This window comes from Rhodococcus sp. AB351, from assembly GCF_049538275.1.
Lineage (GTDB): Bacteria > Actinomycetota > Actinomycetes > Mycobacteriales > Mycobacteriaceae > Rhodococcus.
In genome coordinates this window covers 318,243-341,167 of record NZ_JBMVFW010000005.1, presented here as the reverse complement: position 1 = coordinate 341,167, position 22,925 = coordinate 318,243, and the positions used below count along the sequence as shown (strand labels likewise).

Sequence of the window (22,925 nt, the reverse complement as noted above, 5' to 3'; positions counted from 1 at the left end):
CTGTGATCCGCGGTTCCGGAGAACTCCGCGTCAGCCGATCTGCGGTCCGAGCAGGTCGTCGGCGTCGGTGATCCGGTACGCGTAACCCTGCTCGGCGAGGAACCGCTGGCGGTGCGCGGCGTACTCGGCGTCGAGGGTGTCGCGGGAGACCACGGAGTAGAAGTGCGCCTGCCCACCGTCGTGCTTCGGACGCAGCAGCCGCCCGAGACGCTGGGCCTCCTCCTGCCGCGAACCGAAGGTGCCCGACACCTGGATCGCGACCGAGGCCTCCGGCAGGTCGATGGAGAAGTTCGCGACCTTCGACACGACGAGCACCTTCAACTCGCCCGACCGGAACCGGTCGAACAGCGCCTCGCGTTCCTTCGTCTTCGTCGACCCCTTGATGACCGGGGCGTCGAGCGCTTCACCGAGCTCGTCGAGCTGATCGATGTAGGCACCGATGATGAGTGTCGGGGCGTCCTGGTGCTGCTCGAGGATCGACTTGACCACCGGGATCTTGGTGCGCGCGGTCGAGCACAGCTTGTACCGCTCCTCGGGCTCGGCCACCGCGTACGCCATGCGCTCGGCGTCGGTGAGGGTCACGCGGACCTCCACGCAGTCGGCAGGCGCGATCCAGCCCTGGGCTTCGATGTCCTTCCACGGCGCGTCGAACCGCTTCGGGCCGATGAGGGAGAAGACGTCGCCTTCGCGTCCGTCCTCTCGCACGAGGGTCGCGGTGAGGCCGAGGCGGCGGCGGGACTGCAGGTCGGCGGTCATGCGGAAGACCGGCGCCGGCAGCAGGTGCACCTCGTCGTAGATCATCAGCCCCCAGTCGCGGGAGTCGAACAACTCGAGATTGCGGTACTCACCCTTCGACTTGCGGGTGATCACCTGGTAGGTGGCGATGGTGACCGGGCGGATCTCCTTCTTCTCACCCGAGTACTCACCGATCTCGTCCTCGGTGAGGGAGGTGCGGGCGATCAGCTCGCGCTTCCACTGGCGGCCGGCGACCGTGTTCGTCACGAGGATGAGTGTCGTCGCGCCGGCCTTCGCCATCGCGGCGGCGCCGACCATCGTCTTGCCGGCACCGCACGGCAGCACCACGACACCCGAGCCGCCCGACCAGAACGAGTCGGCGGCCAGTTCCTGGTAGTCGCGCAGGTGCCAGGGGTTCGTCTCGAAGTCCAGCGAGATCGAATGCGCCTCGCCGTCGACGTACCCCGCGAGGTCCTCGGCCGGCCAGCCGATCTTCAGCAGCATCTGCTTGACGCGTCCGCGCTCGCTCGGATGCACGATCACGGTGTCGTCGTCGATGCGGGCGCCGAGCATCGGGGCGATCTTCTTGTTCCGCAGGACCTCGGCGAGCACCGCCCGGTCGAGGCTGACCAGGGTCAGGCCGTGCGCGGGGTTCTTGACCAGCTGGAGGCGCCCGTAGCGGCCCATGGTGTCGACGATGTCGACGAGCAGGGCCTGCGGGACGGCGAACCGGGAATGCGAGACCAGCGCGTCGACGACCTGCTCGGCGTCGTGACCGGCGGCACGCGCGTTCCACAGTGCCAGCGGCGTCACCCGGTAGGTGTGGATGTGCTCGGGGGCGCGTTCGAGCTCGGCGAACGGTGCGATCGCCTGCCGCGCCTCGTTCGCCCGTTCGTGATCGACCTCGAGGAGCACGGTCTTGTCGGACTGGACGATGAGCGGTCCGTCGGCCACGAGTGCCTCCTGTGGATGGAAAGTAGAACTTTCCCATTCTCCAGGTTCGGGCCGTACCGCGCCACCACGACGGTGTACGGCCGTGCGTTCCCCCGTGGCGGGAACGCACGGCCGACCGGTTTCACGGCGTACTCACCGTGCGAGCGACTGCCGCACCTCCATCACGCACACCAGTGCCTCGGAGATACCGGACCGGTAGCCGGCGTCCTTCTCGGAGGCGGGAGGCCTCGAATCCAGTTCCGATTCGAGTCGTTCCTGGATCTTGTCCAGGGCATGCAGCGTCCGCTTCATTCCAGTACCGATTTCTCTTTCTCAGGCCGGCTGTTTCATCGCGCCGGCTCGCTCGTCGAGAACGAACACCCGTGCACGCGCCAATGCGGCACGATATCCGTGCCGCTGTGCGTCGGTGCCCGTTTCCCGACCGGACAATCCACTTATCTTCTCGTACAGCGCTTCGAGCGCTGCGATCTCGAGATCCATGGCCTGCAACCGGATTCAGCTCCGCTTCCGCTTACGAATGAACTCGCCGGCTTCGGCGGCCTTCTGCCGCTTCTCCTGGCGACGTTCCTTCAGGGACTTCGCAGGCTTCTTCGGATTCTTGCCCTTGTCGGCCATTGTCACTCCATCTTCGATGAACAACCACTCGACAGGACCACACCATACGTCATTTCCCAGGAAAAGCCAGTCGCTCGAATTATTCTGTGCGCCATCCGAACACGGCGTCGAAATATTCCGTACTCCGGTTTCCCGAGTTGATTTCACCGTGCGTCGATCCCTGTCGGGACGTTCCACGCGGCCGATACCGTCACCGGCGATGCTGTGCGGACAGAGGACGTCCACAGCCGGGCAGACGGGGGAGAGCGATGGGCCGGAGCGTGATCGCAGGCCGCAGCGTCTCGCGTCGCGAGCACCGTGCGTGTCGCGTCGTCCACCGATCGCGGTTCCGCGGCTGTCCGCACTGTCGCTGTTCTCCGAACCGCGACCGATGATTTCGGGATCGTTCCTCTCGGGGCCGGGCCTGCGCTCGGGTTCCCGTTCGTCTTCCGGTAGCGCGCGTCGGCGCATTCCGCGCGACGTCGCGCCGTTCACCTTCGCAAGGAGTTCTCATGACCGTGTCCTCACTCGTGCGCTCTCGAAGATCGCGCGCTCCGATCGTCGTCGCGGCCGCACTGAGCGTCGTGCTCACAGGGTGCGCCGGCGGTTCGACCGGGGGATTGTCCGCCGACGCCGAACTCCCCGAGGAGATTCCACCGGGGACGTCGTTGAGCATCGCGGTCAAGCCCACTCGTATCCAGCTCGAGGCGACCGGCCGTATCGACGAGTTGCCGTTCATGGTGTCGGACTGGCCCGATGTCTCGGCCGGTCCCGACGTCATCCAGGCGTTCCGCGGCGACGCCGTCGATCTCGCGGCCAATGCCGCGATTCCTCCCATCCAGGCCCATACCACCGGGCTCGACGCCAGGATCGTCGCCGTACGCGAGAAGGATTCGCCGCAGTACTCGCTCGCGACGGCACCCGGTACCGACATCGATTCGCTGGACGACCTGCGCGGCAGGAGAATCGCGTTGTCGCCGGGGCAGGCTCAGGGTGTCGTCGTGCTCCGGACGCTGAAGTCGGCCGGAATCGGCCTCGACGAGGTGGAATTCGTCGAACTGCCGAGCACTCAGTTCCTCACGGCGCTCCAGGCGAAACAGGTCGACGTCGCACCGCTGGCGGAACCGACCCTCACGAAGTACCTGAACCAGTACGAAACCGAGGGTGCGCGAGGGGTGTTCACGCCCGAGGTCGACGCGCTGAGTGTTCTGTGGGCTCCGGTGTCCGTGCTCGAGGACTCCGCGAAGGTCGCAGCGATCAAGGAGTTCATCCCGCTGTGGGCGCAGGGCGACGTCTGGGCATGGGAGAACCGGGACGAGTGGATCCGGAAGTACTACGTCGAGAGCGAGGGGGTCTCGTACGAGGACGGCAGGCGGATCGTCGACACCGTCGGCCAGAAACCGGCATATCCCACCGACTGGGACTCCGCGATCGAATGGACGCAGGAGACCTCGGAACTGCTCGACGAGGCCGGATGGTTCGACGAGTTCGACGTCGAGCAGATCTTCGATCGCAGATTCGAAACGATTGCCGCGGAGTCGGTTCCGCAGGAGTACCGGAAGGGGTCGGATTCGTGACCAGCACACTGACACAACCGGTGGAGGTCGGCGCCCGCCCGCCGGACCCCGTCGATCCGCCACCGACGGACGGGATCAGGCCGCTTCGGCGGCTCGGTCTCCGCAAGGCCGTCCCGTTCTCGCGCATGACCGGCGTGGTTCTGCTGCTCGCCGTGTGGGCGATCGGGTCGGGTGCCGGATGGATCGACGACCGCAAGCTCTCCGCTCCCTGGACCGTGGTGACCAGCGCGGTCGAGCTCGTCGCGGAAGGAACTCTGCAACAACATATCCTGGCATCGCTGAGCCGTGCCGTGCTGGGCTTCGTGATCGGATGCGTCATCGGTACCGCGCTCGCGCTCGCATCCGGTCTGACCCGCACCGGCGAAGCCCTGATCGACGGCCCTGTGCAGTTCAAGCGTGCGATCCCGACGCTGGGTCTCATCCCGCTGCTGATCCTGTGGCTCGGCATCGGCGAGACCTTCAAGATCACGGTGATCGCACTCGGGACGGTCGTGACTATCTACATCCAGACGCACAACGCCCTCACGGCGCTCGAGCAGCGCTACGTCGAACTCGCCGAGGTCCTCGGTCTCACGCGCGCACAGTTCGTGTGGAAGGTGGTGCTGCGAGGAGCGCTGCCCGGATTCTTCCTCGGTCTGCGCCTGGCGGTGACCGGTGCGTGGCTCACCCTGATCGTGGTCGAGAGCATCAACGCTGTGAGCGGCCTGGGCAAGATGATGTTCAACGCCCAGAACTACGGTCAGCCGGACGTCATCCTCGTCGGATTGCTCGTCTACGGCGTCTTCGGTCTGGCATCCGACGCCGGTCTCCGGTTGCTCGAGCGTCGGGCGCTCGCCTGGCGGAAGACGCTGGGCGGATGAGCGCCGTACGCATCCGCGGCCTGATCCGCGGCTTCGGCGACCGGAACGTGCTCGACGGACTCGACCTCGAGATCCCCGACGGGCAGTTCGTCGCCCTGCTCGGCAGGAGCGGATCCGGGAAGTCCACTCTGCTGCGTGCTCTTGCCGGCCTCGACTACGACGTGGAGATCCGCGGCGGCGCACTCGCGGTACCGGAGAAGGTCTCCGTCGCCTTCCAGGACTCCCGTCTGCTGCCCTGGCTGCGCGTGCTCGACAACGTCACGCTCGGTCTCGACAGGCAGGGCAGGAGCAGCGGATCCGAGATGCTGGCCGAGGTCGGCCTGGCCGGGCGCGAGGACGCCTGGCCGCTCGAACTCTCGGGTGGGGAGCAACAGCGTGTCGCGCTGGCCCGAGCCCTGGTACGGGAGCCGCAGTTGCTGCTCGCCGACGAGCCGTTCGGCGCGCTCGACGCCCTGACCCGCATCAGGATGCACGGACTGCTCGACGACCTCGTCCGCGCGCACCGTCCCACCGTGCTGCTCGTGACCCACGACGTCGACGAGGCGATCGTCCTCGCCGACCGGATCGTCGTGCTGGACGAAGGACGCATCGCCGTCGACCGCCACGTGGATCTCGACAAACCCCGTTCCATCACCGACCCCGGTTTCCGGGGCATCCGGGAGGACCTCCTCACCGCCCTCGGTGTCATCACACAACCGTGACGAAAGACCTTTCACGACAGGAGAAGACATGACCGACCGTCGATTGCACCTCAACGCCTTCCTCATGCCCATCGGCCACCACGAAGCGGCGTGGCGTCTGCCGGAGAGCGACCCGAACGCGAACCTCGAGATCCAGCACTACATCTCGCTCGCCCGCACCGCCGAGCGCGGCAGGTTCGACTCGGTGTTCCTCGCCGACAGCCCCGTACTGTTCGCGAATCCCGAACGGCGTCCGAGCGGCAAGCTCGAACCCACGATCATCCTCACCGCGATCGCGACGGCCACCGAGCGAATCGGTCTCATCGGGACCGCGTCGACGACCTACAACGAGCCCTACAACCTCGCGCGGAGATTCGCGTCGCTGGACTTCGTCAGCGGTGGACGTGCCGGCTGGAACATCGTCACCACCGCCGGTGACGATGCCGCCCGCAACTTCGGTCTCGACGGGGTGCCGGCGCACAAGAGCCGCTACGCGCGGGCCGCCGAGTTCGTCGAGGTGTCGACCAAGCTGTGGGACAGCTGGGAGGACGACGCGATCGTCGCCGACAAGGAGGCGGCGATCCACGCCGACTCCGCGAAGGTCCACACCTTCGACCACGAGGGAGAGTTCTTCTCGGTGGCCGGGCCGCTCAACGTGCCGCGGTCGCCGCAGGGCTACCCGCTGCTCGTGCAGGCGGGCTCGTCGGAGAACGGCAAGGACTTCGCCGCCCTGTACGCCGAGGCGATCTTCACCGCCCAGCCCACCTTCGAGGAGGGCAAGGCGTTCTACGACGACGTGAAGGATCGCGTGGGCAAGGTCGGCCGCGACCCGCGGCAGGTGCTGATCCTCCCGGGCATCGTGCCCGTCATCGGCGATACGGAGAAGGAGGCACGCGAACTCGACGCCGAACTGGCCCGGCTGATCTCGCCCGAGTACGCGCGCCACCAGCTCGCCGAACGGTTCGGGTTGCGGCCGGAGCAGCTTCCGCTCGACGAGCCGCTGCCGGAGAACCTGCCGTCCGAGGACGAGATCGAGGGAGCCAAGAGCCGGTACACACTCATCGTGCAGCTCGCGCGACGGGAGAACCTCACGGTGCGGCAGCTCATCGAACGCCTCGGCGGCGGTCGCGGCCACCGCACTTTCGCGGGCACGGCCGAGCAGGTGGCCGACACGATCGAGCACTGGTTCCACAGCGGCGCGGCCGACGGTTTCAACATCATGCCCGCGGTGCTGCCGTCGGGGCTCGAGAAGTTCGTCGACGGTGTGGTGCCGATCCTGCAGGAGCGCGGTCTGTTCCGCGCCGAGTACACCGAATCCACCCTGCGTGGGCACTACGGGCTCCCGCGGCCGGAGAACCAGTTCACCGTCGGCAGGGCGTTCGCGCGGTTCGCGACGCAGCGCTGAGCCTCTCCGCCCACGGGCCGGTGGTGGGCGGTTCCGCGCGATGCCTGATCGACCGCACCCGGGTCCGTCGTCAGTCGACCAGCGCCACCGACGTGACACGGTGCAGCACGAAACTGCGCACCGAGCCGGTCGCCGGGTCGAAGGCCTGCACCTGCCCGCCGCCCACCGACACCGGGTCGACGATGCGGCGCGTCGCCACCCCCTGCGCGTCGACGTAGCCGAGGGTGACGCTGCGCTTGCCGTGCACAGCCAGTTGCAGCAGCGCGAGTGTCGCCGCACCGCCGGATCGGCTGCCGTCACCACGTGCCGAGGCCGTCGGTGTCGCGGCCTCCGCACGGTCGCCGGCGCGCAGCGTGCGCACGAGGGTGTCGAGTTGCTCGTCGCTCGGCGCGGTGGGTCCGGCATAGCGGGCCCGGGCACGCGGCATCGCAACACGGGCGCCCCGGGGCCGTAGATCCACGATCGCTCCCGAGGCGTCCTCCCCGGCGGGCGCGAAGCCCGCGGCGCGCAGCTCGGTGAGCACCTCGGCGAGAGGCGCCTGCGAGATCGCGACGGTCGGGGCGACCGCGCGCAGGGCGAGCGTGGCGGCGACCGGGGCGGACAGCACCTCGGTGAGCAGGGCCGGATCGTCGGCGCGGACGAAGGACGTCGCCACACCGGCCCGCAGGCGTCCGTGGCGACGCGCGACGTCGTCGATCAGGTAGGTGAGCGACTGCGGCACCGGTGTGCGCGAATGCGTCGCGAACAGTCCGTGCAGGTCGCTCGCGCCGAGACCGGCGTCGAGCGCGCGCCGGATACTGCTGTCGCCGATCCGGTAGACGGTCGCGGCACCGGCCGATTCGACATCGGCGACGAGCGCGATCCGCTCGCCGAGTTCGGGGACGAGCGGGCCGGGAGCGACGACCGTGAGGTCGGCCTGGACGAGCACGTAATCGACGGGTTCGGGCAGCACCGCCGCCATCTCGGCCTCGGCGTCGCCGCCGTGCAGCAGCGCCTTGCCCGGCGACGCGAGCATGCCGTGCGCGACGAGACCGAGTGTCGTCGCCTCCCGCACGGTCTCCACGACACTCGTCGTGTCGAAACGACCCGCCCAGCGCGGACGACGCCACGCCGCAGCGGCACGCAGGTCGGCGACGTCCGTGCCCGCCGCCGGCACGTCGGAGAGGACGTCGAGCAGCAGCCGCCGGTCACGGGCGGCGGTGGGGGACTTCACCTCGTCGGACAGTGCGGCGACCGGCTTGTCGTTCTGGTCGCGGCGGCCGATCAGCCAGGGCCGGCGCGGCAGGTCGAGCCAGGCACCGGCGAGCACGGCCCAGCGGTAGGCGGGGGAGGACGTGAGCCACGCGTCGGTGGCGGTGGTCGGGGCCCAGTGATCGTCGTCCCCGGGTGTCGGCGGGTCGGGGAGGCCGCGCGCGATCAGACCGGCACCGGCAAGGACCTCGACGACGAGCGCCGTCTCCTCGTCGTCGAGTCCGACCGCCTTCCCGACGCGATGCAGTTCGCGGACGCCGAGCCCTCCGGCCTTGAGGACGGGAGCGGGTTGCGCCCCGAGAATGTCGAGAACGTCCTCGCAGTGCCGCAACAGTTCGAGGGCGGCACCGGCAGCGGTCGCGTTGACGTCGGCGGTCGAGCGGGTGGGTTTCGGTGCGCGCGGGGGAGCGAGCGCCGCCGGATCGAAGGGGGCGTCGTCGCGCAGCGCTTGGCCCACCCGGTGGGGGAGTTCGACGGTCTCGTCGTCGATACGGAAGAGCAGCCCGGCAGCGAGCAGCTTCTGCACGGGCCGGTCGGCGGGAGTGTCCGGCGCGGCGTCGCGGGTCCGGCCGATCGGGGACGTGCGCGACAGGGTGTCGAGGATGCTGCGCTGCTCGGGCGGGAGAGCCGCGAGGAGGTCGTCGAGTTCCTGCCGGGACGGTCCGGTGACGTCGCCGGTGCGTCCGACGCGCCACGGAACGGCGTCCACGGCGGCGGCAACGAGACGCAGCTCGTCGGTGGACCCCCACACGAGCAGCAGCGAGCGCAGGGTGGACAGGATCCGGTCGAGATTCCTCGCGCTGATGCGGCCGGAGACCTCGTCGAGCACGGCGGCGCGGGAGACGGGGGTGTCCACCGCTCCGAGACGGGCCAGGACCTCGACGATCCCGAAGGCGGCGGTGTCGAGTTCGTCGGCCGCACGGAAGACCGAGGCGCGTTGCTGCGCTCGGCTCGCGAGCACGTTCATGCTCGCCGGTGGCGGCACCACGAGATCGGGACGGGCACGCAGCGTGGCGGCCAGATCCGTGTCGCGTCGACCTGCCAGCCAGCGGGCGAGGGAGTCCGAGGCGGTGTCGGGAGCGGGCGTGGTCGGGGACATCCCCTCCAGATTAGAGACCTGCGGTAGCAGGCCCCGAACTCACCTGCCAAAATGAGCGCATGGCTACCTCTTCGAAAAAGCATTACGTCGACCACGGATGGCCCGAGCTGGCCGACGGTGAGCACGCTGTCACCGAACTGTCGTCCACGCGTTCCGGTCCGCTCTCCCCGTACGGTGAGGACACCGTGTTCCCGTTGCCGGTCGAGGACCTGCCCTACACGCATCCGAAGACGGTGATCAACCGCTGATCCGATCGCGGATCACCGAACAGGCTCTTCCGTACGACGCCCGGTCCCTTCGTGGGGCCGGGCGTCGTCGTGTGAGGGAGGAACGAGCTCGTCCGCATATGCGGAAGGGCCCCGCACCGTGATCGGTGCGGGGCCCTTCCGGGATGTTCGGGGTGTTACTGCGGGAGCACCGCGCGAACGGCGTCCAGGATGTTCGGGTCGAGCTCGACACCGGCGTCCTGGAGTGCGGTGACGCCCTGCTCGAAGCCGGCCAGGATGCCCTGGACCTCGGCGGGGAGAGCGGGGGTCTCCGGAAGCTGCGGGACAGCGTTCTGGATGGCGGGCGCAGGGGTCTCGGCGGGAGCGCTGGGGGCTGCGTCGACGGAGCGCTGCGTGGGCGCGCTCGACAGTCCGAGGCTCGACGAGCAGGAGGGCCATGCGCCCCAGCCCTGGCCGGCGAGGACACGCTCGGCGACGGCGATCTGCTGTTCGCGGCTGGCCTGGTGGGCCGTGGCAGCGTATTCCTGGCCACCGTAGGCGTTCCAGGTGCTCGGCGAGAACTGCAGGCCGCCCTGGAAACCGTTGCCGGTGTTGATCGCCCAGTTGCCACCGGACTCGCACTGTGCGAGGCGGTCCCAGTCGGAGTCGGGAGCGGCAGCGGCGGTGCCGCTGAACGCGACACCCGTGACGCCGAGGACTGCACCCGTCAGCGCGAACTTGGCGACGGTACGACCGGTATTGGTGGGCTTGCGATGGCGTCCGCTCATGTCGGTTCCGTGTTCCTCTCCGTACGCACCTACGAGGTCAGCTGTCGGGTTCGGGCTGAAGAGGTTGCCCGGCCGTGTCGCTCCGTTGGGAGCGCCTTCGGCTTCACCCCGAGGACCGTCGCGGTTGCGTCGGCCCGGGCCTCCTGGACACCGTCCGGCTGTGGGCCGATCGGTTCCTGGGAGACCGGTGGGTCCCCCGTTTCCTGTCCCCTGTGGATCGTTCGTCGGGACTTCCGGAACCACGGGACAGGAATTTGGCGCGGCGGTTCCGGACCGGTCGAGCCAGGCGGTTCGACCGGACATGACGGTAACGGTTCCGAGGGCGAAGTGTCACCAATTGATAACGCGCCGATTCGCGTGGCGACAGACGTGCGTGGCGCAGACCAGGGAATAAAGTCCCAGGTAGTGGGGTTCGGGTACCCGAAAATCCGTTTCGAGTCCCGCCCGTTATCCGCTCGTTATGTGAGAAAGATCACATGTAACTCGGGCGGGCATCCACAGGAACGATCTCCCGCCCCAAGGGCATCAGGGAGATCGGGATCATCTTCAGGTTCGCGACGGCGAGCGGGATACCGATGATCGTGACGGCCATGGCGATCGCGGTGGCGATGTGGCCGAGGGCCAACCAGATGCCGGCCACCAGGATCCAGATGACGTTGCCGATCAGCGACATGGCGCCGGCCGTCGGCTTGTCGACCGTCGTCTTGCCGAAGGGCCACAGCGCATAGATGCCGATCCGGAACGACGCGATGCCGAACGGGATGGTGATGATGAGGATGCAGCAGATCAGACCTGCCGCGAAGTAGCCGAGCGCGAGCCACAGCCCGCCGAAGATCAGCCAGATGATGTTGAGCAGGATCCTCATGTCCGGTCTCCATTCCGAGCGCGCCGGCCCGAGCGCAGCGCGAAGGCGATGGCGAGGGCGAAGCCCAACGGCCATGCGAGGGTCAACAGGTACAGCACGAGCCCGGGCTTGCCGTCGGTGAGCGCCGGAATGAGGAAGATGGCGACGACCGCCACCACACCGACGACGAAGCAGGCGATCGCGGCCTTCAGGAGGCCGTTACGCGGGGCGGCAGACGAATCCGAAGATGAAGTACCCACGTGACCACGGTAGTCGCCGCAAGGACGGACGGTGACGTCCGGGAGCGGGAAGACGATTCGGGGGCGGACCCACCTCTGCGGGTACACTGACAGGTGTCCACGCGTCCCGCTCGACCGAGTCGGGGCGCGTTGTTTTGCATGTTGAACGGTTGCCCCACTGTGGGGCACAGCTGTCGAGGAGCAGGTGAGCGCGGTGCCGACCGGCAAGGTGAAGTGGTACGACGTCGAGAAGGGCTTCGGCTTCCTGTCCCAGGACGAGGGTGAGGACGTCTACGTCCGTGCCTCGGCGCTCCCGGAGGGAGTGGGAGCGCTCAAGCCCGGCCAGCGCGTCGAGTTCGGTATGGCGGTGGGCCGCCGGGGTCCGCAGGCGCTGAAGGTCGAGCTCCTCGAGCAGCCCACGCTGCGGCAGGGTCGCCGCGAGGCTCCCGCCCAGCAGAAGCGCCGCGCGCCGGACGAGCTGCACGGCATGGTCGAGGACATGATCAAGCTGCTCGAAGCAGCGGTCCAGCCCGATCTGCGGCGCGGGCGTTACCCCGACCGCAAGACCGGGCAGCGCATCTCCGAGGTCATGCGGGCGATCGCGCGCGAGCTCGACCACTAGATGTAATCCTGGGACGAACCACGACGGGCCGCCCTCGCCATGTGCGAGGACGGCCCGTCGTCGTACGCGGGGCCGAAGCTCAGAACGTCTTGACGGCCCACACGGCGTGCGCGATCGGTTCACCGGCCTCGTCGACCACGGCCGACGGCAGCTGGATCTCCACTCCGAGCAGCTGCAGCTCCGGAGAGCTCTCCACGGTGAGGGTGCGGCGCGCACCGGCCTCGAACATCGCGCCGTCGATGTAGGTCTGCCCGGTCTGCGTGTCGCCGTAGACGGTGAGGATGCGCCACGGCGCGTCGGCGATCTCCGACGGAAGAGACAGCTGCAGCGGGTAACCGGCCGGCACGTCGAGCTGACCGATCGGGTTCTCCACGCAGTCCTCGAGATAGAGATTGCAGTGCTGCGCGGGGTCGACCGTCACGGTCTCTCCCCGTGCGTACGCGGTGATCGTGGGGAGCGTGGGCTCGGCCGAATCGACCAGTTTCCACACCGTGGCGGCGACTCCCGCTACCACGACCACCAGGGCTACCAGCAGCAGCGCGAGAGTCTTCTTCGTCCGGGCCTGCAACTCAACTGTTCCAATCTTCGGTGGGGGATCCACCGGCGCGCCTTCGCCCGGCAGCCGTCTCGGTGGAGACGCGTTCGGGTCGACGGCCGCCGAATCCCGGCAGCAATGTCCCCCCACGGTATGTCAGCACCGTCTGCGCGAATCCGAGAACCAGCACGACCGAGACCACAGCGAATCCGAGCCACAGCTCGGTCGGCAGCAGCACACCCATCGCCCCACCGAACACCCAACTGAGCTGGAGGACCGTCTCGGACCTGCCGAAACCGGACGCGATCGACTCCTCGGGAAGGTCCTGCTGGAGCGATGCGTCGAGCGAGACCTTGGCCAGCGCGCTGGCGCACGCCGCGACGAGCGCCGCGAGCGCAGCGGCCAGGACGTTGCCGGTCGCGGCGACGACGGCGGCCACGACGACGACCGCGGCGGTGCATCGCACGACGATCAGAGCGGGCCGTCCGAGCGCGAGTCGCGCCCCGGTGGCGTTGCCCGCGAAGTTGCCGACCGCAGCGGCGGCACCGACACCACCGAGCATCGCGGCCTGCATGAGCGGATCCTGCCCGGTGGTGTTCTTCGCGACGAACGCCATGAACAAGGTCAGGAAGCCGGTGAGGATGCGGATCGTGCCGTTGCCCCACAGCCCGGTCACCACCGCCCGTCCCAGCGGTTGCTTGCGTTTGCCGGACTTGGTGACGATCACCTCGGTCACGGTGTCGGCGTTCAGCACCTCGGTGCGCGCGTCGGAGCGGTGGTACGACAGCGTCGCCGGCACCTCGCCCTCGGTGACCTCGACCCAGGCAGGGATACGCATGCTCAGGTAGGCGCCGAATGCGGTGATCCCGGCGCACAGCCACAGCGCGCCCGACGAACCGAACGCCCACGCTGCGGCCGCCGCGATCGCGCCGGCGCCGATCGTGCCGCCGACCAGGCCGAAGACTGTCAACCGGGAGTTCACCCGCACCAGGTCGATCTCCGGTGGCAGGACTCTGGGTGTCACCGCGGATTTGAGCACCGCGAACGATTTGCTCAGCACCATCATGCCGAGGGCCGCCGGATACAACAGCCAGCTGTCGAAGTTGAACACCAGCACCACTGCGAGCACCGTGCGCAGCGCGAACGACGTCGCCAGAGCGACGCGACGACCGTGTTGCAACCTGTCGAGCAACGGCCCGATGAGCGGGGCGATGATCGCGAACGGCGCGATCGTGATGAGCAGATACAGCGCGACCTTCGTCCTGTCCTCACCGGTGGCCGCCGAGAAGAACAGGGTGTTCGCGAGCGCGACGGCGATGGCCGCGTCGGAGGCGAAGTTCGCCATCGTCGCGTAGGTGAGCGCGGTCAGGCCCGACTTGTCGGCGCCGTCGGCCGTGGCCGCTCGACGGAAGGTCGCGATGCCCTTCGAGGTGAGTTCGCGGCTGCGCAGGGCCGCGACCCGCGTCACCGTCAACTTCCGCGGCATGCGCGGGGCGCGCGGCGAGTCGGTCTCGGACGAGGACTCCGCCCGACCGGCGGCCGACGCACCCGGCGGTCGGCGCGGATGGTCGACGGGATGCAGGGGCGGTAGGGGAGTGCGACGGCCCGAGACGCGGCGCGGAGGCGGATAGTTGCTGTACCCCGGATGCTGCGAACCCGGGGCACGGCCGTCCGCTCCCTCGGGGGCGGGTCGCTCGTCCGGTTCGGTCACGTCTTCGATTCTTCCCCACGCGATAGCGGCTGTAACACAAGGGCGGCACGTGGCCCGAGTGACGCGTGTCGCGATCGGTATGCCACCCGGATCACTCCACGAAACGCACTTCGAACAGCGTCGGCCAGTACTTGCCCGTCACCAGGAACCGATCGGTCCCGGGGATCTGCGCGATGCCGTTGAGGACGTCCACATCGGCGTCCTCGGGCAGCCGATCGCGCAGCGGAGCCGCATCGACCCGGGCCTCCACGCGGCCCGACGCCGGATCGATCAGCACGATCTCGTCCGTCTGCCACACGTTCGCCCAGACCCTGCCGTCCTCGGTGCACTCGAGTTCGTTGAGCTCCGACACGGCACGCCCGTCCCGGTGCACGGTGACGCGCCCGAGTTCGTCGAAGGTGGCCGGGTCGCGGAAGATCAGCTCGGCCGAGCCGTCGCTCATCACCAGGCGGTCGGGTTGCGCGCACAGCCCCCAGCCCTCGCCGTCGTAGTCGACCCGGCGCTTCTCGAGGAGGGTGTCGCGATCGCGGACGACGGCCGTGCCGTCCTTCCAGGTCAGTTGCCACAGCTCGTCGCCGACCACGGTGATGCCCTCACCGAAAAGATCGTCGAGGACGGGTTCGCGGGTGCGCTCGGTCTCGGCGAGGGTGACGGTCCCGCTGTCGAGGTCGACCTCCCGGGCCGACACCCACGAGCGCCCGGCCCGGCCGGTGCCTTCGAGCAGTTCGCCTTCGTCGATCTCGAGGCCCTGGGTGAACGCTTCCGGATCGTGGGGGTGCGTGGCGACGACCTCCACACCGAGTTCGGTGGCGGGTGGACCGGGTTCGGCGACGAGATCGTCGCCACATCCGGCGGTGGTGACGCAGACGACCGTCGCGACCGCGGCCGAGAGGAGAAGACGGGGCACGCGCCCATCCTGCACCTCGCGCGTGAGCGGTGCCTGTACGACCTTCCGCGACCCGCAGGCGCCGGAGCAGACAGGTCAGGCAGAATGGGGGCCGTGAGTGTTGCCTCTGCTTCCACTTCCCGAGGAACGAACCCCGTGGTCGATCCGGCGGTGCGTTCCGTGCTCGCCGACGCCGTCGACCTCGCCCGGGCCGCACTCGACGAACTCGGGGACGGTGGAGTCGGCGCCTATCTGGGCGTGACGCGCGAGGACGAGTGCTCGGCCACCCATCGTTTCGCCTCGGAGTTGCCGGGCTACCGCGGGTGGCAGTGGGCCGTCGTCGTGGCCGCCGCCCCGGACTCGGATCGGGTGACGGTGAGCGAACTCGTGCTCCTGCCCGGTCCCGACGCGCTCGTCGCGCCCGAGTGGGTGCCGTGGAGCGAGCGGATCCGTCCCGGCGATCTGGGCCCCGGCGACCTGCTGGCTCCCGCTCCCGACGACGTGCGCCTGGTCCCCGGTTACATGCAGTCCGGCGACCCCGAGGTCGACGAGACCGCTCTCGAGATCGGGCTGGGCCGCAAGCAGGTCATGAGCCTGGAGGGTCGCCTCGAGGCAGCGCAGCGCTGGTTCGACGGAGAGTACGGCCCCGGCTCGGAGATGGCGAAGGCCGCTCCGTCCTCGTGCCGCCTGTGCGGTTTCTACCTTCCGCTCGCCGGATCGCTGCGCGCGGCCTTCGGCGTCTGCGGGAACGAGTTCGCCGCCGACGGTCACGTCGTGCATGCCGAGTACGGGTGCGGCGCGCATTCCGACACGACCCTGCCCACCGGCGCCGGTTCGCCGATCTACGAGGCGTTCGACGATTCGGCAGTGGAGGTCGTCGAGCTCGGGCCGGCCACCGAGTCCGCGCCGACCGATTCCGCGCCGACCGATTCCACCGCCGAGTCGTCCGAGCCGTCCCCGCCCGAGTCGGAACAGACCGACTGACGTGACCCGGCCGGACCCCGCGGATCCGTTCGGGACCGCGGCGTTACGCGAAGGGATCATCGCGGCCTGGTCGTCGTCGCCCACCCGTCTGCGCGAGGACGCGGCCACCGAGGCCGATCACGTCCGTGCGGGGTACCGCGACCGCGTCCTGACCGAGCTCGCCCAGAACGCCGCCGACGCCGCGGCACGTGCCGGTGTGCCGGGTGAGTTGCGGGTGTGGTTCGCCGAAGGCCGTCTCCACGTCGCGAACATCGGTGAGCCGCTCGACGAGGGCGGTGTCCACGCGCTGACCGCGCTGCGCTCGTCGAACAAGACCGGCGCGGGATCCACCGTGGGGCGGTTCGGTGTCGGCTTCACGGCGGTGCTGTCGGTCTCCGACGACATCGAGGTGCGTTCGCGCACCGGTTCGCTCCACTTCTCGGCCGACCGCACCCGCGCGGTGCTCGCCGAGCGGAACCTGCCCGAGCCGGAATCCGGTGTCCCGGCGCTGCGCCTCGTGTGGCCGACGGAGACACCGCCGGCGACCGGCAGCGACACCGAAGTCGTGCTCGTCCTACGCCCGGGAGTCGACGCGGTCGCGTTGCTCGACGCCTTCCGTTCCGAGGCCCACGACATCCTGCTCGAACTCCCGGGCCTGCACACCCTCGTCGTCGCAGACGACGAATTCACCCGTCACCGGCGCGAACTCGACAGCGGCCTATGGGAGGTGCGGATCGGCGATCGCACCTGGTGGGAGTTCACCGGAGCGTCGGCGCGATGGCTGGTGCCCGTCGTCGACGGGCGGATCGACCCGGTCCGCAACGACGTCCTGCGGGCCCCCACCCGCTCCGACGAGGAGCTGTCGCTCCCTGCGATCGTCGTCGCCGACGTCGCCATGCAACCCGACCGGCGGCGTGTGCTTCCCGGCGCCCATGTCGAGAACGTCGCCCGCGGATACGCGCGGTTCGTCGCGGCTCTGCCCGCCGAGCAGCGACTCGACCTGGTGCCCCTGCCGGGTTTCGCGCGCAGCGAGGTCGACGGACGGATCCGCGAGGCGATCCTCGACGAGCTGGCTGCCGGCGCGTGGCTTCCCGCCGCCGACGGCAGCGCCGATCTGGTGCCCGACCGGGCCGTCGCACTCCCCGGTCTCACCGACGAGCTCGCCGACGTCCTCGGCGAGGTCGTCCCGGGACTCGTGATCCCCGAGTTGTGCGGGCCGCGACATGCCTCCGCGCTGACCGCCGTCGGCGTGCATCGGCTCGGTCTCGCGCGACTGGCCGAACTGCTCTCCGGGCACGAACGCGATCCGAAGTGGTGGAACCGCCTGTACGAGGCGCTCACTCCGCTCGTTGTCGACGCGGTCGCAGCCGAGGAACTCGCGTCCCTTCCCGTTCCGCTGTCGGACGGCCGGACCGTGACCGGCCCGCGCACGGCCGTGCTCGCGACGCAACTGCAGGATCTCGGCCCGGTGTCGATGCCGTGGGTGCGTCTCGTCCATCCCGACGCCGCGCATCCGCTGCTCGCCCGGCTCGGAGCCGGCACCGTGACGGTCGAGGACCTGCTCGCCGACCCGGCGCTCGTCGCGGCCGTCGAGGACACCGATCCCGACGACATCGACCCGGACGGCGACTTCCCGGCCGGTGAGCTCGCCGACGTCGTGCTGCGGCTGGTGCCGCTCGTGTCGCCCACGGCCGTGCCCCGCGAACTCGGGGCGCTGCTGTTGCCCGACGCCCACGGCGACCTCGTCCCCGCCGACGAACTGCTGCTTCCCGGTGCACCGCTCGCAGAAGTGCTGGTCGCGGACGCGCCCTTCGGCACCGTCGACCCGTCCGTCCCCGACCGGTACGGCGCCGACGCCCTGCGCGCGATCGGTGTGGGCTGGGGTTTCACGGTCCTGCGCGCGGAACTGCCGACCGGACCCGACCACGACCTGCCCGACGAGCACCTGTGGTGGGAGCGGCTCGACGACGATCCCGAGGTGCTCGTCGCCGTGCGCGACCTCGATCTCGTCGACGATCGCCGCTGGTCGCGGGCATTGACCCTGCTGGCCGCCGAACCTGCGACGGCCGAGGCGATCACCGACCCCGCCGGATACACGGCGTGGTACCTGCGCACCCGCGCGTCGCTCGACGGCCGGCCTCTGGGGCACTACCGATTCGCCGACGACACCCTCTTCGAGGGTCTGCTCGACCCCTGCACCCACCCCGACGCATCGGCCTTCCGCAGCGCCCTCGCCGGTACGCGGATCGACGACACCGATCTGGCACAAACACTGCTCGACCGGCTCGCGGACGACAGCAGGTCGCCGGGACCGGCCGCGATCGTCGCCGCCCACGACGCGCTCGCAGCGGCCTTCTCGTCGGGTGGTCTCGACCCGGAGTCGGTGACCCTGCCCGACGGGGTGCGCAGCCTGGTGGGTGTCGTCGTCGATGCAGCCGACGCTCTCGTGCCCGACCGTCCGTGGTTCGCGGCCGCGATCCCGCACGACCGGCTCGTCACCGGGGGCCGGGGAACCGCCCACGCGCTCGCGGACGTGCTCGACATCGCCGTGGCATCCGCGGTGATCGACGCCGAACCTGTCGAGCAGGGCCGGAGTTCGACGTGGGAGCGCGAACCGGCCGCGGTCCTGGCCGGGATCGTCGCGGGTGTGCCGCTTCCGCGCGGGGTGCTCGCGCTGCACGACCGACTCGTCGTCCGCTGCTCCGGAGCGCTGACCGGTGAGGTCGAGGTCCCGTGGTGGGTCGACGCGGCCGGCACCGTCCACAGCACACCGGCCGGTCTGGCGGCGGCACTCACCGCGTTCGCGGCTCCGGACGTGAGAACCGAACCGTGACGCTCGATGCCGCGGTGCTCGACTGGATGGTGTCGATCCGTGAGCCGGGGCTGACCACCGCCGTGACCGCACTCACCCACACGGGCGGGGGAGTCGCCACGACCCTGATCGCCGCGGTGACGACGCTGCTGCTGGTGCGGGCCGATCGTCTGTCCGACGCCGTCCTCGTCGCCGGAGCGGTCCTCACGGGCTGGCCGGTGATGGTCCTGCTCAAGAATCTGTTCGGCCGCGTCCGGCCACCGGAACCCGAACGGCTGCTGGCCCTGCACACCGAATCGTTCCCGTCCGGACATGCGATGACCAGCGCCGTTCTGGCCACGGTGCTCATCGCGGTCGTCGTGCGCACATGGCCGCGGGGCGATCGCCGCCGGACCGCCGCGACGATCGCGCTCGCCGCCTACACCGTCGTGATCGGGCTCTCCCGCGTCTACCTCGCGGCGCACTGGTTCACCGATGTCGTCGCGGGCTGGATCTTCGGGATCACATGGGCACTGCTGTGGGTGTGGTTGATCACTCGGGTGCGGATCCGTCGCTGACACCGCTGCGGGCGTGTCGCGGACGGCTGTGGGCGAGGGTCAGTCCAGCCCCACCTGGGCACCCCGGTCGCCGCGCCGGGCGGCCCGGCGCTGCAGCAGGAAGAGCGCAGTTCCCAGCAGCCCCACCACGATTCCCGCCACGCAGACCGGGAGCACATCGTCCCGGAGCTCGCCGCCCACCACCGCCACGACGACGGTCGCCACCACCCACAGACCGGTTCCCACGGCGAGCGCGGGGCGAGGGTCGGCGAGGCGTCGGATGCGGGCTGCGACGAGCTGGGCGGGTTCCACGGTTTGCAGATTAGTTCCTTCGCGCTGCAATAATCGGTTCCCGTTGCGACGCCCCGTACTCGACGAGCGGATTTGTGGACATGGCCGTAGGCACCGACTCCAAGCGAACGTCCTTTCTGGACACCTATTTCAAGATCACGGAACGCGGTTCCACCGTGTCCCGGGAGGTGCGTGGCGGCATCGTCACGTTCTTCGCGATGTCGTACATCGTGGTCCTCAACCCGCTGATCCTCGGTAGCTTCTCCGCCGACGACGCGAGCGCGAAGGTCGACGTGATGGGCAACATCCTGCCCATCAACCAGGTCGCCGCCGTCACCGCGCTGGTCGCCGGCTTCATGAGCATCGTCTTCGGTGTGGTCGCCAACTATCCGTTCGCCATCGCCGCCGGCCTCGGCATCAACAGCCTGCTCGCGGTGACCATCGCGCCGCAGGTCACCTGGCCCGAAGCGATGGGCCTGGTCGTCATCGACGGCATCATCATCGTCGTGCTGGCCCTGACCGGTTTCCGCACCGCGGTCTTCAACGCGATCCCGGCAGAACTCAAGGCCGCCATCGCCGCCGGTATCGGCGCCTTCATCGCCATGATCGGCCTCGTCGACGCCGGCTTCGTCCGCCGCATCCCCGACGCCGCCGGCACCACCGTGCCCGTCGGCCTGGGCATCGACGGATCGATCGCGTCGTGGCCGACCTTCGTCTTCGTCATCGGCGTGCTGCTGATGGGTGTGCTCGTCGCCCGCAAGGTGCGCGGCGGACTGCTGATCGGCATCGTCGCCACCACGATCCTGTCGATGATCATCGAGGCCATCGCCGACGTCGGCCCCTCGCTGGGCACCAACCCCAAGGGCTGGAACCTCAGCACCCCCGAGGCCCCCGACTCCTTCTTCGGCATCCCGAACCTGAGCCTCGTCGGCAACGTCGACCTGTTCGGCGCGTTCACCCGCATCGGCGTGATCGCCGCGACCCTGCTCGTGTTCACCCTCGTCCTTGCGAACTTCTTCGACGCCATGGGCACCATGACCGGCCTCGGCAAGGAAGCCGGCCTGGCCGACAAGAACGGCACCCTGCCCGGTATCGGCAAGGCCCTCGTCGTCGAGGGCACCGGCGCCATCGTCGGTGGCGGCGCCTCCGCCTCGTCGAACACGGTGTTCGTCGAATCGGCCTCGGGTATCGCGGAAGGAGCCCGCACCGGCCTGGCCAACGTGGTCACCGGCGTGCTGTTCCTGCTCGCGATGTTCCTGACCCCGCTGTACGAGGTGGTCCCCATCGAGGCGGCCTCCCCGGCACTCGTGGTCGTCGGCGCCCTGATGATCGGTCAGGTCCGCGACATCGACTTCACCAAGTTCGAGATCGCCCTGCCGGCCTTCCTGACCATCATGGTCATGCCGTTCACCTACTCGATCGCCAACGGCATCGGCGTCGGCTTCATCACCTGGGTGATCCTGCACGCCGCCAGCGGCAAGATCCGCACCATCCACCCGCTGATGTGGATCGTCGCAGTGCTGTTCGCCCTGTACTTCTCGGTCGATCCCCTCACGGAACTGCTCACCTAGACGGCCGACGCGTGTTTCGGGCGATGTGACGTATTCTGCACGCCATGATCTCGGATACACGCGCACTCGCCGGTGACCTCTCACTCGCCGTAGTGCGTCTGACGCGTCATTTGCGGGGGAGACGCAGCGATTCCCGAGTTTCCCTGACCCAGATCTCGGCGATGGCCACCCTCGCGCAGGAGGGTGCGATGACCCCGGGGGCACTGGCAGCGCGCGAACGCGTCCAACCACCCTCGATGACCAGGGTCATCGCGTCTCTGCACGAACTCGGTCTCGTCGAACGGACACCGCACCCGACCGACGGACGACAGATCATCGTGACGCTGTCCGACGCCGGGAGCGAGCTGCTCGCCGACGAGGCGCAGGCACGCGAAGCGTGGCTGACCGAACGGCTCGAGAAGCTCGATCCCGACTCGCTCGCCACGCTGCGCGACGCCGTCGGAATCCTCACGGCGCTCGTCGCTGAAGACGACTGACCGCCCCGCGGTCGATCACGACCGACCGCACCGCGGTGGTGACGACCGACCGCACCGCGGTGGTGACGCCCGACCGCACTGCGGTCGATGACGACCGACCCGGTGCGGGAGGACGTGGGGGCGCTGGGAGAATGACCCGGTGGTTCACGTCATCGACATCGACGATCCTTCCGACCCCCGGGTGGACGACTTCCGCGATCTCAACTCCGCGGACCGTCGGCCCGACCTTCCCGGCGGCAAGGGGTTGGTGATCGCGGAGGGTGTGCTGGTGGTCCAACGCATGCTCGACTCCCGGTTCGCGCCGACGAGCCTGCTCGGAGTGGGTCGGCGGCTGGACGAACTCGCCGACGACCTGCGCGACGTCGACGTGCCGTTCTACCGCACCGATGCGGCGACCATGGCGGAGGTCGTCGGCTTCCACCTCAACCGCGGGGTGCTCGCCGTCGCGCACCGGCCCGAACCGCTGTCGCTCGACGACGTCCTCGACAAGGCGAGCACGGTCGCAGTGCTCGAAGGGGTCAACGACCACGAGAACATCGGCTCGATGTTCCGCAACGCCGCCGGGCTCGGTGTCGACGGTGTGCTCTTCGGGAAGGGATGCGCCGACCCTCTGTACCGGCGTGCGGTGCGTGTGTCGATGGGGCACGTCCTCCGTGTCCCCTTCGCGCACGTCGACCGGTGGCCGTCCGACCTGGATCTGTTGCGCAGCAGTGGCTTCCAGCTGATCTCGCTGACCCCGGACCCGCAGGCGATCCCGCTCGCCGAAGCGATGACGGGGGAGAAGGTCGCGCTGCTCCTCGGTGCCGAGGGCCCGGGCCTGACCGAGCATGCGATGCGGGCGACCGACGTGCGCGCCCGCATTCCCATGGCTCCCGGCACCGATTCGCTGAACGTGGCCACCGCTGCTGCGATGGCGTTCTACGAGCGGGTGCGGCTCCCGCGATGAGCCAGGCTCGCGGCCCCGCGCCCACCCCCTGGGCGACGGGGCTCACACTGACGGCATTCTCCTTCGTCGCCACCGTCATCACCGTCGTCGCCTGCGGGCAGGCGCTCGGACGGATCCATCCGGCCCTCGCCGTCGTCGTCAATGTCGTGACGGTCGCGGGAGTTGCGCCGACCGTGTGGTCGTGGCTCCGGGTGCAGGTACTGCGCTGGCTTGCCGCCGGTTTCGTGGCCGGTGTGCCGTTCGGCTGGCTCGCGCTGATCGTGTCCTGACCGTCCCTGCGGAGCATTCCTCCCGCGGCAGGCATTCCGCAGAACGTCTCCGAAGCGCACACTCGGAAATGTCGG

The 22,925-nt window shown here is 69.3% G+C and carries 24 protein-coding genes and 1 riboswitch; of the genes, 13 read left to right on the top strand and 11 right to left on the bottom strand.

Features of this window, described 5'->3' with window-relative positions:
• Window positions 1–30: 30 nt before the first annotated feature.
• The 3 genes from ACPCXD_RS14020 to ACPCXD_RS14010 all read right to left on the bottom strand — a co-directional run bounded on the left by ACPCXD_RS14020 (window position 31) and on the right by ACPCXD_RS14010 (window position 2,169).
• Complete coding sequence (locus ACPCXD_RS14020) at window positions 31–1,689, bottom strand: DNA repair helicase XPB (protein WP_088897823.1); 1,659 nt, start codon at window positions 1,687–1,689, stop codon at window positions 31–33.
• 132 nt (window positions 1,690–1,821) lie between these two features.
• Entirely contained in the window at window positions 1,822–1,980 is a 159-nt protein-coding gene (locus ACPCXD_RS14015) for a hypothetical protein (protein ID WP_016691299.1), read from the bottom strand.
• Window positions 1,981–2,001: 21 nt separating this feature from the next.
• A complete protein-coding gene (locus tag ACPCXD_RS14010; protein ID WP_016691300.1) occupies window positions 2,002–2,169 on the bottom strand; it encodes a hypothetical protein in 168 nt (55 codons plus the stop codon).
• A 626-nt stretch (window positions 2,170–2,795) separates the two neighbouring features.
• Here ACPCXD_RS14010 and ACPCXD_RS14005 point away from each other — a divergent pair.
• The 4 genes from ACPCXD_RS14005 to ACPCXD_RS13990 are packed head-to-tail and all read left to right on the top strand — an operon-like array spanning window position 2,796 to window position 6,805.
• Window positions 2,796–3,860 (top strand): PhnD/SsuA/transferrin family substrate-binding protein, encoded by a 1,065-nt coding sequence (locus ACPCXD_RS14005; protein ID WP_423659982.1) that lies wholly within the window; start codon window positions 2,796–2,798, stop codon window positions 3,858–3,860.
• Complete coding sequence (locus tag ACPCXD_RS14000) at window positions 3,857–4,720, top strand: ABC transporter permease (protein ID WP_160873790.1); 864 nt, start codon at window positions 3,857–3,859, stop codon at window positions 4,718–4,720. The genes ACPCXD_RS14005 and ACPCXD_RS14000 overlap by 4 nt, the downstream gene beginning before the upstream one ends.
• Complete coding sequence (locus ACPCXD_RS13995) at window positions 4,696–5,421, top strand: ABC transporter ATP-binding protein (protein ID WP_423660002.1); 726 nt, start codon at window positions 4,696–4,698, stop codon at window positions 5,419–5,421. The genes ACPCXD_RS14000 and ACPCXD_RS13995 overlap by 25 nt, the downstream gene beginning before the upstream one ends.
• A 28-nt stretch (window positions 5,422–5,449) precedes the next feature.
• Window positions 5,450–6,805 carry an LLM class flavin-dependent oxidoreductase gene (locus tag ACPCXD_RS13990; protein ID WP_423659980.1) on the top strand — a complete coding sequence of 452 codons (1,356 nt, stop codon included), beginning with the start codon at window positions 5,450–5,452 and terminating at the stop codon, window positions 6,803–6,805.
• 70 nt (window positions 6,806–6,875) lie between these two features.
• Here ACPCXD_RS13990 and ACPCXD_RS13985 read toward each other — a convergent pair whose 3' ends face one another.
• The gene (locus ACPCXD_RS13985) at window positions 6,876–9,155 is read right to left on the bottom strand and encodes a helicase-associated domain-containing protein (protein WP_088897818.1); all 2,280 of its coding nucleotides are present in this window, start codon (window positions 9,153–9,155) and stop codon (window positions 6,876–6,878) included.
• A 59-nt stretch (window positions 9,156–9,214) separates the two neighbouring features.
• Between ACPCXD_RS13985 and ACPCXD_RS13980 the strand changes: the two genes are divergently transcribed.
• A complete protein-coding gene (locus ACPCXD_RS13980) occupies window positions 9,215–9,403 on the top strand; it encodes a hypothetical protein (RefSeq protein ID WP_006551681.1) in 189 nt (62 codons plus the stop codon).
• A 155-nt stretch (window positions 9,404–9,558) separates the two neighbouring features.
• On the opposite strand, the gene ACPCXD_RS13975 is transcribed toward ACPCXD_RS13980, so the two are convergent.
• The 3 genes from ACPCXD_RS13975 to ACPCXD_RS13965 form a co-directional block, all read right to left on the bottom strand.
• Complete coding sequence (locus tag ACPCXD_RS13975; protein WP_016691309.1) at window positions 9,559–10,149, bottom strand: resuscitation-promoting factor Rpf1 domain-containing protein; 591 nt, start codon at window positions 10,147–10,149, stop codon at window positions 9,559–9,561.
• A 10-nt stretch (window positions 10,150–10,159) separates the two neighbouring features.
• A riboswitch (cyclic di-AMP (ydaO/yuaA leader) is annotated at window positions 10,160–10,334 on the bottom strand.
• 287 nt (window positions 10,335–10,621) lie between these two features.
• Window positions 10,622–11,014, bottom strand: a complete 393-nt coding sequence (locus tag ACPCXD_RS13970) for a YccF domain-containing protein (RefSeq protein WP_016691310.1) — start codon at window positions 11,012–11,014, stop codon at window positions 10,622–10,624.
• Window positions 11,011–11,253: a hypothetical protein gene (locus tag ACPCXD_RS13965; RefSeq protein ID WP_051032935.1), complete on the bottom strand. Its 243-nt coding sequence runs from the start codon at window positions 11,251–11,253 to the stop codon at window positions 11,011–11,013. Before ACPCXD_RS13965 ends, ACPCXD_RS13970 begins: the two co-directional genes overlap by 4 nt.
• A gap of 193 nt (window positions 11,254–11,446) precedes the next feature.
• On the opposite strand from ACPCXD_RS13965, the gene ACPCXD_RS13960 reads away from it, so the two are divergent.
• The gene (locus ACPCXD_RS13960; RefSeq protein WP_229568255.1) at window positions 11,447–11,854 is read left to right on the top strand and encodes a cold-shock protein; all 408 of its coding nucleotides are present in this window, start codon (window positions 11,447–11,449) and stop codon (window positions 11,852–11,854) included.
• A 79-nt stretch (window positions 11,855–11,933) separates the two neighbouring features.
• Here the strand turns inward: ACPCXD_RS13960 and ACPCXD_RS13955 are convergent, their stop codons facing one another.
• From ACPCXD_RS13955 to ACPCXD_RS13945, 3 genes are all read right to left on the bottom strand, one after another.
• Window positions 11,934–12,422 carry a DUF2771 domain-containing protein gene (locus ACPCXD_RS13955; protein ID WP_088897816.1) on the bottom strand — a complete coding sequence of 163 codons (489 nt, stop codon included), beginning with the start codon at window positions 12,420–12,422 and terminating at the stop codon, window positions 11,934–11,936.
• Between the two features lies 1 nt (window position 12,423).
• Window positions 12,424–14,100, bottom strand: coding sequence for an MFS transporter (locus ACPCXD_RS13950; RefSeq protein WP_423659976.1), 1,677 nt, complete (start codon window positions 14,098–14,100; stop codon window positions 12,424–12,426).
• Window positions 14,101–14,191: 91 nt separating this feature from the next.
• The gene (locus tag ACPCXD_RS13945; RefSeq protein ID WP_423659974.1) at window positions 14,192–15,007 is read right to left on the bottom strand and encodes a glutaminyl-peptide cyclotransferase; all 816 of its coding nucleotides are present in this window, start codon (window positions 15,005–15,007) and stop codon (window positions 14,192–14,194) included.
• 135 nt (window positions 15,008–15,142) lie between these two features.
• On the opposite strand from ACPCXD_RS13945, the gene ACPCXD_RS13940 reads away from it, so the two are divergent.
• The 3 genes from ACPCXD_RS13940 to ACPCXD_RS13930 are packed head-to-tail and all read left to right on the top strand — an operon-like array spanning window position 15,143 to window position 19,318.
• Entirely contained in the window at window positions 15,143–15,970 is an 828-nt protein-coding gene (locus tag ACPCXD_RS13940; RefSeq protein WP_088897813.1) for a DUF3027 domain-containing protein, read from the top strand.
• 1 nt (window position 15,971) lies between these two features.
• Window positions 15,972–18,782 (top strand): sacsin N-terminal ATP-binding-like domain-containing protein, encoded by a 2,811-nt coding sequence (locus ACPCXD_RS13935; protein WP_088897812.1) that lies wholly within the window; start codon window positions 15,972–15,974, stop codon window positions 18,780–18,782.
• A complete protein-coding gene (locus ACPCXD_RS13930; protein WP_088897811.1) occupies window positions 18,779–19,318 on the top strand; it encodes a phosphatase PAP2 family protein in 540 nt (179 codons plus the stop codon). Before ACPCXD_RS13935 ends, ACPCXD_RS13930 begins: the two co-directional genes overlap by 4 nt.
• 39 nt (window positions 19,319–19,357) lie before the next feature.
• Here ACPCXD_RS13930 and ACPCXD_RS13925 read toward each other — a convergent pair whose 3' ends face one another.
• Window positions 19,358–19,609 carry a DUF2530 domain-containing protein gene (locus ACPCXD_RS13925; protein WP_016691319.1) on the bottom strand — a complete coding sequence of 84 codons (252 nt, stop codon included), beginning with the start codon at window positions 19,607–19,609 and terminating at the stop codon, window positions 19,358–19,360.
• Between the two features lie 80 nt (window positions 19,610–19,689).
• Between ACPCXD_RS13925 and ACPCXD_RS13920 the strand changes: the two genes are divergently transcribed.
• The 4 genes from ACPCXD_RS13920 (at window position 19,690) to ACPCXD_RS13905 (ending at window position 22,850) form a co-directional block, all read left to right on the top strand.
• Window positions 19,690–21,159 (top strand): NCS2 family permease, encoded by a 1,470-nt coding sequence (locus tag ACPCXD_RS13920; RefSeq protein ID WP_016691320.1) that lies wholly within the window; start codon window positions 19,690–19,692, stop codon window positions 21,157–21,159.
• 44 nt (window positions 21,160–21,203) lie between these two features.
• Window positions 21,204–21,635 carry an Rv0880 family HTH-type transcriptional regulator gene (locus ACPCXD_RS13915; RefSeq protein ID WP_085469263.1) on the top strand — a complete coding sequence of 144 codons (432 nt, stop codon included), beginning with the start codon at window positions 21,204–21,206 and terminating at the stop codon, window positions 21,633–21,635.
• Window positions 21,636–21,774: 139 nt separating this feature from the next.
• Window positions 21,775–22,581 carry a TrmH family RNA methyltransferase gene (locus tag ACPCXD_RS13910; protein ID WP_160873795.1) on the top strand — a complete coding sequence of 269 codons (807 nt, stop codon included), beginning with the start codon at window positions 21,775–21,777 and terminating at the stop codon, window positions 22,579–22,581.
• Window positions 22,578–22,850 carry a DUF2537 domain-containing protein gene (locus tag ACPCXD_RS13905; protein WP_059381800.1) on the top strand — a complete coding sequence of 91 codons (273 nt, stop codon included), beginning with the start codon at window positions 22,578–22,580 and terminating at the stop codon, window positions 22,848–22,850. Before ACPCXD_RS13910 ends, ACPCXD_RS13905 begins: the two co-directional genes overlap by 4 nt.
• The last annotated feature ends 75 nt before the right edge of the window (window positions 22,851–22,925 follow it).

What these genes read in the sequence shown, in the direction of transcription:
- ACPCXD_RS14015 (WP_016691299.1), bottom strand. Translation starts at nt 1,980, where the DNA reads ATGAAGCGGACGCTGCATGCCCTGGACAAGATCCAGGAACGACTCGAA.
- ACPCXD_RS14010 (WP_016691300.1), bottom strand. Translation starts at nt 2,169, where the DNA reads ATGGATCTCGAGATCGCAGCGCTCGAAGCGCTGTACGAGAAGATAAGT.
- ACPCXD_RS14005 (WP_423659982.1), top strand. Translation starts at nt 2,796, where the DNA reads ATGACCGTGTCCTCACTCGTGCGCTCTCGAAGATCGCGCGCTCCGATC.
- ACPCXD_RS13990 (WP_423659980.1), top strand. Translation starts at nt 5,450, where the DNA reads ATGACCGACCGTCGATTGCACCTCAACGCCTTCCTCATGCCCATCGGC.
- ACPCXD_RS13985 (WP_088897818.1), bottom strand. Translation starts at nt 9,155, where the DNA reads ATGTCCCCGACCACGCCCGCTCCCGACACCGCCTCGGACTCCCTCGCC.
- ACPCXD_RS13980 (WP_006551681.1), top strand. Translation starts at nt 9,215, where the DNA reads ATGGCTACCTCTTCGAAAAAGCATTACGTCGACCACGGATGGCCCGAG.
- ACPCXD_RS13975 (WP_016691309.1), bottom strand. Translation starts at nt 10,149, where the DNA reads ATGAGCGGACGCCATCGCAAGCCCACCAATACCGGTCGTACCGTCGCC.
- ACPCXD_RS13970 (WP_016691310.1), bottom strand. Translation starts at nt 11,014, where the DNA reads ATGAGGATCCTGCTCAACATCATCTGGCTGATCTTCGGCGGGCTGTGG.
- ACPCXD_RS13920 (WP_016691320.1), top strand. Translation starts at nt 19,690, where the DNA reads ATGGCCGTAGGCACCGACTCCAAGCGAACGTCCTTTCTGGACACCTAT.
- ACPCXD_RS13915 (WP_085469263.1), top strand. Translation starts at nt 21,204, where the DNA reads ATGATCTCGGATACACGCGCACTCGCCGGTGACCTCTCACTCGCCGTA.
- ACPCXD_RS13905 (WP_059381800.1), top strand. Translation starts at nt 22,578, where the DNA reads ATGAGCCAGGCTCGCGGCCCCGCGCCCACCCCCTGGGCGACGGGGCTC.